This window comes from Thauera aminoaromatica S2 (assembly GCF_000310185.1).
In the GTDB taxonomy this organism is placed as follows: Bacteria; Pseudomonadota; Gammaproteobacteria; order Burkholderiales; family Rhodocyclaceae; genus Thauera; species Thauera aminoaromatica.
This window is the reverse complement of sequence record NZ_AMXD01000131.1, coordinates 1-10,220: the sequence shown is the minus strand read 5'-3', so window position 1 is coordinate 10,220 and position 10,220 is coordinate 1. Positions and strand designations below refer to the sequence as shown.

Sequence of the window (10,220 nt, the reverse complement as noted above, 5' to 3'; positions counted from 1 at the left end):
GCTCGCGCCGCTCCTGCAGGAAGCTCGAGCACCTCGCTTTTCGGCAGGAGCGGCGCAAGCCGCGAGCCTCTCACTGACGACGATATCCAAATGAGCTTTCAACTCGAAACCGCCACAGTCGCCAGCGATACCTTGCGCCGTATCGCAATCGACCCCGTCTCGCGCGTGGAAGGCCACGGCAAGGTCACCATCCTGCTCGACGAGGACAACAAGGTGCACCAGGTGCGCCTGCACATCGTGGAGTTCCGCGGCTTCGAGCGCTTCATCCAGGGGCGACCGTACTGGGAAGTGCCGGTGATGGTGCAGCGCCTGTGCGGCATCTGCCCGGTGTCGCACCACCTCGCCGCGAGCAAGGCGCTCGACCTCGTCGTCGGCGCCGCACGCGTCACGCCGACCGCCGACAAGATGCGCCGCCTGATGCACTACGGCCAGATCCTGCAGTCGCACGCGCTGCACTTCTTCCACCTGTCCTCGCCCGACCTGCTGTTCGGCTTCGGCTCCGAGCTCGGTCGGCGCAACATCGTCGGCGTGGCACAGCAATACCCGGACATCGCGAAGAAAGGCATCCTGCTGCGCAAGTTCGGCCAGGAGGTGATCCGCCTCACCGCCGGCAAGCGCGTGCATGGCACCGGCGCGGTACCGGGGGGCGTCAATCGCGCGCTGAGCGCCGACGAACGCAAGCGCTTGCTCGCCGATGCCTACCAGATGATCGCCTGGAGCCGCGACGCGGTGCGCATCATCAAGGAACTCCACCAGCAGGACCGCGCGCTCTACGACCACTTCGGCACCGTGCGCTCGAGCTTCATGGGCCTGGTCGCGCCCGACGGCAGCCTCGACCTCTACCACGGCGTGCTGCGCGCCAGGGACGCCGACGGCAGGATCCTCTTCGACCAGGTGGACTACCAGACTTACGACCGCCTCATCACCGAGGAGGTCAAGCCCTGGAGCTACATGAAGTTTCCCTACTTCACGTCGATGGGCCCGGAGGCGGGCTGGTACAAGGTCGGCCCGCTCGCGCGCGTGCAGAACTGCGACAGTATCCCCACGCCGTTTGCCGAGCACGAGCGCCGCGAACTCGTCGCGTACGCCGGCGGCAAGCCGCTGCACGGCAGCCTGGCCTTCCACTGGGCGCGCATGATCGAGATGCTCTTCGCCGCCGAGACCATCAAGGACCTGCTTCACGACGACGACCTCTCCGGCACCGAGCTCATGACGAGCGGCGAGCGCCGGCGCGAGGGTGTGGGCGTGATCGAGGCCCCGCGCGGCACCCTCTTCCACCACTACCAGGTGGGCGACGACGACCTCGTCACCATGGCCAACCTGATCGTCTCCACCACCAACAACAACCAGGCGATGAACACGGCGGTGCGCGAGGTCGCGAAGCAATACCTCCACGGCCAGGAGATCACCGAGGGACTGCTCAACCACATCGAGGTCGCCATCCGCGCCTTCGACCCCTGCCTGTCCTGCGCCACCCACGCGCTCGGGCAGATGCCGCTGGAGGTCACGCTGGTGGATGCCGAGGGCACGGAGCTGGACCGGAAATACAAGGCATGAGCGCGCCGGTGCTGGTCTTCGGATGGGGAAATCCGAGCCGCGGCGACGACGCGCTCGGGCCGCTGTTCGTGGAGGCGGTCGAGGCGATGAAGCTGCCGGGGATCGAGTGCCTGACCGATTTCCAGCTCCAGGTCGAGCATGCGCTGGATCTGCGTCGCCGTAGCCGGATCCTGTTCGTCGATGCATCCGGTACGGCACGGCCGCCTTTCGAATTCCAGCCGATCGCAGCGGCCCGCGACGACAGCTTCACCACCCACTCGGTCTCGCCGCAGAGCGTGCTACAGGTGTTCGAGGACCTCGAGGGCCGGCCCGCGCCGCCCAGTTGGTTGCTCGCCATCCGCGGTGACTCATGGGAGCTCGGCACCGCGCCAGCCCCCTCCGCCAACGCCAACCTGCGCGCCGCCATCGCGGCCTTCACGGCCTGGCTCCCCGACCTGTAGAAGCGGCGCAAGCCGCGAACTCGGCGGACTCATTATCGACGTGGGTGGGACGGCCGACGCCGCATTCGCGCCTGGCGGCGCTCCTGCAAGAAACGGCGCGCTTGCGGGTGTCGTGTGGGAGCGGCGCGAGCCGCGATTCCTGCGTGCGGGGAATCGACGTGGGTGGGACGGTCGACGCTGCATTCGCGCCTGACGGCGCTCGTACAGGGATGCGACTTACCTTCCCGCTTACAACCCGCGCAACTGCTCCAGGGCCTCCTCCACGCGCTCGACCGCGATCACCTTCAGGCCCTCGATCGGATGCTTCGGCGCATTGGCGCGCGGAACGATGGCGGTGTCGAAGCCGAGCTTGGCGGCTTCCTTCAGGCGCTCCTGGCCACGCGGTGCGGGCCGGATCTCGCCGGCGAGACCGACCTCGCCGAACACCGCGAGGCCGCGCCGAAGCGGGCGGTCGCGCAGCGAGGAGACGATCGCGAACAGGATCGCGAGGTCGGCGGCCGGCTCGGTGATCTTGACGCCGCCGACCGCATTCACGAAAACGTCCTGGTCGAAGCAGACCACGCCGGCGTGACGGTGCATGACCGCGAGCAGCATCGCCAGGCGGTTCTGCTCCAGGCCCACCGACAGCCGGCGCGGGTTGGGGCTCTGCGACGAATCGACCAAGGCCTGCACCTCGACCAGCAGCGGGCGCGTGCCCTCCTGGGTGATCAGCACGCAGCTGCCGGCGACCTGCTGCGAGTGCTGCGACAGGAAGATCGCGGAGGGATTGGACACACCGCGCAGGCCGCGCTCGGTCATGGCGAACACGCCGAGCTCGTTGACCGCGCCGAAGCGGTTCTTGAAGGCGCGGATCAGGCGGAAGCTGGAGTGCGTGTCGCCCTCGAAGTACAGCACGGTGTCTACGATGTGCTCGAGCACGCGCGGGCCGGCGAGCGTGCCGTCCTTGGTGACGTGGCCGACCAGGATCAGGCTGGTTCCGCTCTGCTTGGCAAAGCGGGTGAGCTGGGCGGCGCATTCGCGCACTTGGGCGACCGAGCCGGGGGCGGACTGCAGGGTCTCGGAATAGACGGTCTGGATCGAGTCGATGACCGCCACGCGCGGGCGCGCCTCGCGCAGGGTGTGGAGGATGCGTTCGAGGTTGATCTCGGCGAGCATCTGCAGGGGCGACTGCGGTAACTGCAGGCGCTGGGCACGCAGCGCGACCTGCTCGCCCGACTCCTCGCCGCTGACGTAGATGACGCCGCCCGCCTTGGTGCCCTTGCCCGTCGCGCCCTCGCTGCCAGCCGACGCACTCGTCGCGGCCAGGTTGGAGAGCGCCTGCAGCAGCAGGGTGGATTTTCCGATACCCGGGTCGCCGCCGATCAGCACCACGCCGCCGGCGACCAGGCCGCCACCGAGCACGCGGTCGAACTCGTCGAGACCGGTGGGCTGGCGGGGTTCTTCGCGGGGTTCGAGCGCGGACAGGGGCTGCAGCCGGCTGGTCTCGCCGGCGAGCGCGGCGAAGCGGCTGCCCGCAGCCGGCGCTGCGGGCTCGAGCACGGTTTCGACAAGGGTGTTCCAGGCCTGGCACTGCGGGCACTGGCCTTGCCAGCGCACGGCCTGCGCACCGCATTCGGTGCAGACGAAAGCGGATTTCTGCCGTGCCATCAGGGTCTTCCGTAACTGCGTCAGGGCCCCGGCCGCGGCCGGAGCAAAAACTTGCGGGGAATCAGTCCTGCTCGGTCGCGATGCGGGCGAACTCCTCGCAGACGTGGTCGGCGAAGGCGTTGATCAGGCGCGAGCGGAACTTGTCGCGTGGCAGGATGACCTCGAGCGGGGTGTGCAGCCGCGGCTGCAGCGGGATCGCCACCAGCCTGCCCTCTTCCACGTCGCGCCGGATCGCGCGCCCGGAGGCGATCGCGAAGCCGAGGCCCGCGGCCGCGAGCTGCTTGACCGCGGCGAGGCTGCCGAGTTCGGCGCACAGGGTGATCTGGCTGCCGGCGATGCCGGCGGCCTCGAAGAACTCGTCGGCGATCTGGCGGATGCCGTTGCCAGGGTCGCGGTCGATGAAGGGGTGGCCGACCAGGTCGCGGGCGGTGAGCTCCTTGAACTTCGCCAGCGGGTGGCCGGGGCTGCAGATCACCAGGAGGTCGTCGCGCGCGGCGCTGCGGCGTTCGATGCTGGGCTGCTCGGTGGCGATCTCGATGAGGCCGAGGTCGAGATCGCGCGCGGCGACGCGATCCTCGGTGAGCTTGGAGGTTCCGACCACCACGCGCGGCAGCACGCCGGGGTAGCGGCGCTTGAAGCTCTCCAGCACCTGCGGCAGCCAGTAGGCGGCGATCGTCGTGCTGGTGCCGATGCGCAGCTGGCCGGCGAGCTCGTCGGTGAGTTCGGAGACGCGCGAGTCGAGCTCGGCCGACAGACCGAGGATGCGCTCGGCGTAGGCGAGCACGAGCTCGCCCGCGGCGGTGAGCGTGATCTTGCCGTGCCCGCGATCGAGCAGGCGGGTGTCGAAGTGTTCCTCGAGCTGCTTGATCTGGAAGGTGACGGCCGGTTGCGTCATGTGGAGGTGTTCCGCGGCTCGGGTGAACGAGCCGTGCTTCGCAACCGCGTGGAAAACCTGGAGTCTGCGATCTGCCATGGCGTGGATAAGTACGTTTTATTTACGTGAATTAAAGCACAAACCGGCGCATTCAGGTGGATCCCTGCGCGTTCATCCCGAGAACCTGCTCGCTGCGGCCTCAAACCGTTGCCATACGGGCATCTGCGCGCCCTCGCACAAGCGCTGCGCGAGATCATCACAGGGCAATCCGCTTCGTGATATAAACCGCGCTTCGACCTTCCGCCGCGACCCGACGATGCCGCTCGGCTTCTACATCATCATGGCAGCGCAGTTCTTCTCCGCGCTGGCCGACAACGCCTTGCTGATCATCGCCATCGCCATGCTCCGGGACATGGCGGCCCCCTCCGAATACGAGCCGCTGCTCAAGCTCTTCTTCACCGTCTCCTACGTCGCGCTCGCCGCCTTCGTCGGCGCCTTCGCCGATTCGATGCCCAAGTGGCGAGTGATGCTGATCAGCAACACGATCAAGATCGGCGGCTGCCTGATGCTTTTCCTGGGTACGCATCCACTCTTCGCCTACGCGGTGATCGGACTGGGCGCGGCGGCCTACTCGCCGGCGAAGTACGGCATCCTCACCGAGTATCTGCCCCACCGCCTGCTGGTGGTGGCCAACGGCTGGATCGAGGGCCTCACGGTGGCGGCGATCATCGTCGGCACCGTGATCGGCGGGATCATGATCCGTGGCGACGTCTCCACCTGGCTGATGGGGCTGGGCCTGCCCGGCGCCGGCTCGGCCTTCGGCGCGGCGGTGCTGGTGGTCGGCACCCTGTACCTGGTGGCGGCGATCTTCAACATGTACATCCCCGACACCGGGGTGGACCACAAGCCGCTCAAGAGCAATCCGCTCTACCTGCTGCACGACTTCAACCACTGCCTGCGCCTGCTCTGGCGCGACAAGCTCGGGCAGATCTCGCTCGCGGTCACCACGCTGTTCTGGGGCGCAGGCGCGACGCTGCAGTTCATCGTGATCAAGTGGGCCGAGCACAACCTGGGCATGAACCTGTCGCAGGCCTCGATGCTGCAGGGCGTGGTGGCGCTCGGCGTGGCCACCGGCGCGGTGCTGGCGGCGCGCTACATCACGCTCCGGCGCGCGGTGAACGTGATCCCGCTCGGCATCGCCATGGGCCTCGGAGTGATGATCATGGTCGGCGTCACCGAGGCCTGGGTCGCGATGGCGCTGATGGTGATCGTGGGCGGGCTGGCAGGCTTCTTCGTGGTGCCGATGAACGCCCTGCTGCAGCACCGCGGCCACATCCTGATGGGCGCCGGGCACTCGATCGCCGTGCAGAACTTCAACGAGAACCTGTCGATCCTGATGATGACCGGCACCTATGCGCTGCTGATCGTGCTCGGCCTGTCGATCAACACCGTGATCGTGCTGTTCGGGCTCTTTGTCGCCGGCACCATGCTGCTGGTGAAGCGCCGCCACGAGGCCAACCAGCGCGAGTTCGACAACGTGGCGCTGCTCGAGGATCGCCCGCACTGAGGCCGGGCGGCCTTCGCCCCCGGTCCGCCCGGCACCCCGCCACCGCCTTCACCCCGTCTCGGCGATCAGCCGGCGCGCGAAGCAGAGGTCTTCCCATGCCTTGGCCTTGTCCTGCGGATTGCGCAGCAGATAGGCCGGATGGTAGGTGACCACGACCGGAGTGCCCGCGCGCTCGAAGCGCTTGCCGCGCGCGGCCGAGATTGCGATCTCGCGATCGAGCAGGGCCTGGGCGGCCGGACGGCCGAGCGCGACCAGCAGCTGCGGCTGCACGAGCGCGATCTGGCGATCGAGATACGGCTGGCAGGCGGCGATCTCGCCGCGTTCTGGAGTGCGGTTGTGTGGCGGTCGGCACTTGACCGCATTTGCGATATAGACGTCTTCTCCGCGCTTCAGCCCGATCGCCGCGAGCATGTTGTCGAGCAGGCGCCCGGCCTGGCCGACGAAGGGCTCGCCACGCTGGTCCTCCTCCGCGCCCGGCGCCTCGCCCACCAGCATCCAGCGTGCCTGGCGGTCGCCCACGCCGGGCACGGCCTGCTTGCGGCGCTCGCACAGCCCACAGGCCTTGCAATCGCGGATCTCGGCTTCGAGCGCGTCCCATTCGAGCGTGGAGATGCGGGCGCCGCGAGCCGGATCCGGCGCCGCAGGCGCACTGCGAACGGCTGCGGGCGTCGAAGCGGCCGCGGGCTGGGGGCGCGCGGCACGGTGCGGGCCGGCTTGGAACGCAACGCTCGATCGCGGTCCGGCAGCCGGGGCCGGTGCGGCTGGCGGAGGATTCGGCGTACGCGGCACCTCGACCCGGGGCGAGGCGGTCGCGTCGGTTTCGGTCGATGCAGGCTCGGCCGCTTCACGCTCCGCATCATCCGCTTCGGAGACCTCCGCCTTCCGCGTGCGCAGGCGCCAGATCGGGCCGAGCCCCATCTCGCGCAGCACCGCGTCGCGGCGGGAGGACAGGCGCGGCGACATCACAGCGCCCGCCTCATCACGATCGCGTCCTCGCGCCCACCCGCCGCGGGGTAATACCCGCGCCGGCGACCGATCTCGACGAAGCCGCTGCGCGCGTAGAGGCGCAGCGCCGCGGCGTTGGAAGGCCGCACCTCGAGGTAGAAATCCCGCGCGCCGCGCGTCTTCGCCCCTTCGGCCAGCCAGTCGAGGAAGCGCTTGCCCAGCCCCCTGCCCTGCAGCTCGCCGACGATGCCGATGTCGAGCAGATGCGCTTCGTCGAGCACGTTCATCACGACCGCGTAGCCGGAAGGGACACCGTCGCAGGACAGGATCCAGGCGTCGTAGCCGCTGGCCAGCGAGTCGGCGAAATTGCCGCGCGACCAGGGGTGGGCATGGAGCTCCGCCTCGCGCGCGCCGACCCAGTCGAGGTCTCCCTCGCCCATCGGCGCAAAGGCCAGCGCCAGCATCAGGCACGCCCTCCGCGCGCGAGTCGCTCGGCGGTGGTGAAGGCGACCTTGTCGCGCACGTAGAGCGGCGCGGCCTGCTCGGGGGCCACCAGCCCGCCTTCGCGCGCCTGGATCGCCCCGAGGCGGGCAATCTCTTCCGCACGCGGGTGAAGGTCGGGCTGGCAGGCGACGAGACGCCCTGCAGTGCGCGCCTCGAGTTCCTCCGGCCAGGCGCGGAAGGCCGACCCGGCAGCGCTCCACTCGCCGGGGGGCAGCTCGAGATCCAGCGGCGCGCAACAGCGCGGCATGCCCTGCGGCTGCGGCACCCCTTCGGTGTCGGTCACGAAGCTCGCCCAGTAGATCTCGCCCATGCGCGCATCGGTGGCCGCCAGCACCCGCGGCGCGCCGACCTGGAGCGCGAGCGCCTGCAGGCTGCCGACCACGGCCACGCCGAGATCCGCTGCCAGCGCGATGCCTTGCGCGACACCGCAAGCCAGCCGCAGCCCGGTGAAGGCACCGGGACCGGCGCCGAAGGCGACCGCGTCCAGCCGCGCCACGGCGAGCCCGGTCTCGGCAAGGAGTTCGCGCAGGTCGCGCAGCACCGCCTCGGAGTGATTGGCCGCGCCCTGGATGCGGCGGACGAGCAGCTCGTCACCATGCAGCAACGCGACGCTGCCGTGTTCGGTGGCGGTTTCGATGGAGAGGATGTTCATGGGGCCGCCATTCTACCGGGAGCGCGCCGGTTCGTTGCGGCCGCGGTTGTCACGCGGCGGCATCGACAGGGGCGAACGAAGACCGCGACCGCATGCGGGTGCGGGTATCCCGACTGCCGGATTGCCGAGTGCTCAGCGCTGCGGCTTGCGCCCCGATTCCTCGCGGTAGGCGCCGCGCGCGGCGTCGCGCATGTGGCGCCGCAGGTCGCTGCGCTCCTCCTCGCTCATGCGCCGGCGCTCGCGCGCGCCCTCGCGCTCGTTGCGCTGGTCGCTCAGGGTGTCGCGCCATTCCTGCCGGTCCTCTGCTCCCGCCGGACGCAAGCGTTGCGCCTGCTCCTCTCCACCGACGATGAAGCGTAGCTGCGCGCTGGCCGTGGTGGGCGCGAAGACGAAGAACGCCAGCAAGCCGCAAACGAGGTAAGCGCGCACGCACGGCCGGCAGGCAAGGTGCTGCGCGGGATGCCGGAAGGCGCGGGAAACGCGGAAAGGGGTCATGAGAGCACGACGTCGGCCCCTACGGCCTCGAGGAGGCACGGAACCGACGCAGGAAAGCGATGACCGCACCTTACGGCAAACCGCCCGGTGCGCAAAGCCTTCGCGGGCCTGATCGCGACTGCTTTGTAAGCCGATATTGCCTCTCCGTCCCCGCCTTACGAAGGCTTACCGGGAGCCCCCCGCGACCGGCCCCGGGAAGGCTGGCACCCTGCCGCGAGTCAGGCTAGCATTCCGTTCATGAACCAGAAAAACCGCTATCGCATTCTCGTGGTGGATGACGACGCGCGCCTGCGCGAGTTGCTGTCCCGATACCTTCAGGAACAAGGCTTTTCGGTGAAGGCCGTCGGCGATGCGCCGATGATGGATCGCGCCCTGCACCGCGAGCATTACGACCTGATCGTGCTCGACCTGATGCTGCCCGGCGAGGACGGGCTGTCGATCTGTCGCCGGCTGCGCGCGGCCGAGAACCAGATCCCGGTCATCATGCTCACCGCCAAGGGTGACGACGTGGATCGCATCGTCGGGCTGGAGATGGGCGCCGACGACTACGTCGCGAAGCCCTTCAACCCGCGTGAGCTGGTGGCGCGTATCCAGGCGGTGATGCGTCGCCAGCCCCACACCCTGCCGGGCGCGCCCACCCCCGAGGACGAGATCGTCGCGTTTGGCCGGGTCAAGGTGAACCTGGGCACCCGCGTGCTTGTCCGCGATGGCGAGGAGATTCAGCTCACCACCGGCGAATTCTCGCTGCTCAAGGTGCTGCTAACCCACCCGCGCCAGCCGCTGTCCCGCGACAAGTTGATGGAACTCGCGCGCGGGCGCGAGTACGGTGTGTTCGACCGGGCGATCGACGTCCAGGTCTCGCGCCTGCGCAAGCTGGTCGAGGACGATCCCGCCAAGCCGCGCTACATCCAGACCGTGTGGGGTTTCGGCTACGTCTTCGTGCCCGATGAGCAAAAGGGCGGCGAGGACAACGGCGGGCAGCCGGACACCCCGGCCGGCGGCGAGGACTGATGGCGGGCACGGTCGAGGCAGCGGGCGGGCCGGCGCGGCCCCGCCTGCTGCCGAGCACCCTGCTCTGGCAGACCTTCCTGCTCGTCGCGCTGCTGCTGATCGTCGCCCTCGGCAGCTGGGTGCAGATCTTCCGCTACTTCCAGGAGCCGGCGCGCTCGCGCGACGTGGCGCAGATGGTGGTTTCGGTGATCAACCTCACCCGCACCGCGCTGATCAATGCCGACTTCGACCGTCGCATGGATCTGCTGATCGACCTCGCCGCCCTGGAAGGCATCCGCATCTATCCCGCCGAGGCCACCGACGAGCTCGCGCCGCTCGCCGACACCCGGCCCTTGCGCTTGCTCACTGCCGACGTACGTCGGCAGCTCGGCGACCATACCCGCTTCGCCTCGCGCTGGAAGACGCTGGACGGCTTCTGGGTGAGCTTCCGTCTCGATCCGGACGACGCCAACGATGAATACTGGGTGATGCTGCCGCCCGAGCGTATCGAGAACCCGGACGATTTCGGCTGGCTCGGCTGGGGGGGGG

General features: G+C 69.0%; 10 protein-coding genes and 1 pseudogene. 5 read left to right on the top strand and 6 right to left on the bottom strand.

The window, feature by feature from the left end; all coding sequences use genetic code 11:
* Positions 1-90 precede the first annotated feature (90 nt).
* Together C665_RS15825 and C665_RS15820 are read left to right on the top strand one after the other, a co-directional pair.
* On the top strand, positions 91-1,557 hold the full coding sequence (locus C665_RS15825) for a Ni/Fe hydrogenase subunit alpha (protein ID WP_004322153.1): 1,467 nt from the start codon (positions 91-93) through the stop codon (positions 1,555-1,557).
* On the top strand, positions 1,554-1,997 hold the full coding sequence (locus C665_RS15820) for a hydrogenase maturation protease (protein WP_004322151.1): 444 nt from the start codon (positions 1,554-1,556) through the stop codon (positions 1,995-1,997). Before C665_RS15825 ends, C665_RS15820 begins: the two co-directional genes overlap by 4 nt.
* 228 nt (positions 1,998-2,225) lie before the next feature.
* Here C665_RS15820 and radA read toward each other — a convergent pair whose 3' ends face one another.
* On the bottom strand, positions 2,226-3,644 hold the full coding sequence (radA, locus tag C665_RS15815; protein ID WP_004322149.1) for a DNA repair protein RadA: 1,419 nt from the start codon (positions 3,642-3,644) through the stop codon (positions 2,226-2,228).
* 61 nt (positions 3,645-3,705) lie between these two features.
* Complete coding sequence (locus tag C665_RS15810) at positions 3,706-4,617, bottom strand: LysR family transcriptional regulator (RefSeq protein WP_012585449.1); 912 nt, start codon at positions 4,615-4,617, stop codon at positions 3,706-3,708.
* 217 nt (positions 4,618-4,834) lie between these two features.
* On the opposite strand from C665_RS15810, the gene lplT reads away from it, so the two are divergent.
* On the top strand, positions 4,835-6,085 hold the full coding sequence (lplT, locus tag C665_RS15805) for a lysophospholipid transporter LplT (RefSeq protein WP_004322141.1): 1,251 nt from the start codon (positions 4,835-4,837) through the stop codon (positions 6,083-6,085).
* A gap of 48 nt (positions 6,086-6,133) precedes the next feature.
* Here lplT and C665_RS15800 read toward each other — a convergent pair whose 3' ends face one another.
* From C665_RS15800 to C665_RS15785, 4 genes are all read right to left on the bottom strand, one after another.
* Entirely contained in the window at positions 6,134-7,048 is a 915-nt protein-coding gene (locus C665_RS15800) for a uracil-DNA glycosylase (protein ID WP_004322138.1), read from the bottom strand.
* The gene (rimI, locus tag C665_RS15795) at positions 7,048-7,494 is read right to left on the bottom strand and encodes a ribosomal protein S18-alanine N-acetyltransferase (RefSeq protein ID WP_004322136.1); all 447 of its coding nucleotides are present in this window, start codon (positions 7,492-7,494) and stop codon (positions 7,048-7,050) included. The genes C665_RS15800 and rimI overlap by 1 nt, the downstream gene beginning before the upstream one ends.
* A complete protein-coding gene (gene tsaB, locus C665_RS15790) occupies positions 7,494-8,186 on the bottom strand; it encodes a tRNA (adenosine(37)-N6)-threonylcarbamoyltransferase complex dimerization subunit type 1 TsaB (RefSeq protein ID WP_004322135.1) in 693 nt (230 codons plus the stop codon). The genes rimI and tsaB overlap by 1 nt, the downstream gene beginning before the upstream one ends.
* Before the next feature lie 132 nt (positions 8,187-8,318).
* Positions 8,319-8,681: a hypothetical protein gene (locus C665_RS15785; protein WP_012585450.1), complete on the bottom strand. Its 363-nt coding sequence runs from the start codon at positions 8,679-8,681 to the stop codon at positions 8,319-8,321.
* 237 nt (positions 8,682-8,918) lie between these two features.
* On the opposite strand from C665_RS15785, the gene ompR reads away from it, so the two are divergent.
* Together ompR and C665_RS15775 are read left to right on the top strand one after the other, a co-directional pair.
* On the top strand, positions 8,919-9,692 hold the full coding sequence (ompR, locus tag C665_RS15780) for an osmolarity response regulator transcription factor OmpR (protein ID WP_004322133.1): 774 nt from the start codon (positions 8,919-8,921) through the stop codon (positions 9,690-9,692).
* Positions 9,692-10,220: pseudogene (locus tag C665_RS15775) on the top strand (two-component sensor histidine kinase); the annotation flags it as partial. The gene ompR and the pseudogene C665_RS15775, both read left to right, overlap by 1 nt.

What these genes read in the sequence shown, in the direction of transcription:
- C665_RS15825 (WP_004322153.1), top strand. Translation starts at nt 91, where the DNA reads ATGAGCTTTCAACTCGAAACCGCCACAGTCGCCAGCGATACCTTGCGC.
- C665_RS15820 (WP_004322151.1), top strand. Translation starts at nt 1,554, where the DNA reads ATGAGCGCGCCGGTGCTGGTCTTCGGATGGGGAAATCCGAGCCGCGGC.
- radA (WP_004322149.1), bottom strand. Translation starts at nt 3,644, where the DNA reads ATGGCACGGCAGAAATCCGCTTTCGTCTGCACCGAATGCGGTGCGCAG.
- C665_RS15810 (WP_012585449.1), bottom strand. Translation starts at nt 4,617, where the DNA reads ATGGCAGATCGCAGACTCCAGGTTTTCCACGCGGTTGCGAAGCACGGC.
- lplT (WP_004322141.1), top strand. Translation starts at nt 4,835, where the DNA reads ATGCCGCTCGGCTTCTACATCATCATGGCAGCGCAGTTCTTCTCCGCG.
- C665_RS15800 (WP_004322138.1), bottom strand. Translation starts at nt 7,048, where the DNA reads ATGTCGCCGCGCCTGTCCTCCCGCCGCGACGCGGTGCTGCGCGAGATG.
- rimI (WP_004322136.1), bottom strand. Translation starts at nt 7,494, where the DNA reads ATGCTGGCGCTGGCCTTTGCGCCGATGGGCGAGGGAGACCTCGACTGG.
- tsaB (WP_004322135.1), bottom strand. Translation starts at nt 8,186, where the DNA reads ATGAACATCCTCTCCATCGAAACCGCCACCGAACACGGCAGCGTCGCG.
- C665_RS15785 (WP_012585450.1), bottom strand. Translation starts at nt 8,681, where the DNA reads ATGACCCCTTTCCGCGTTTCCCGCGCCTTCCGGCATCCCGCGCAGCAC.
- ompR (WP_004322133.1), top strand. Translation starts at nt 8,919, where the DNA reads ATGAACCAGAAAAACCGCTATCGCATTCTCGTGGTGGATGACGACGCG.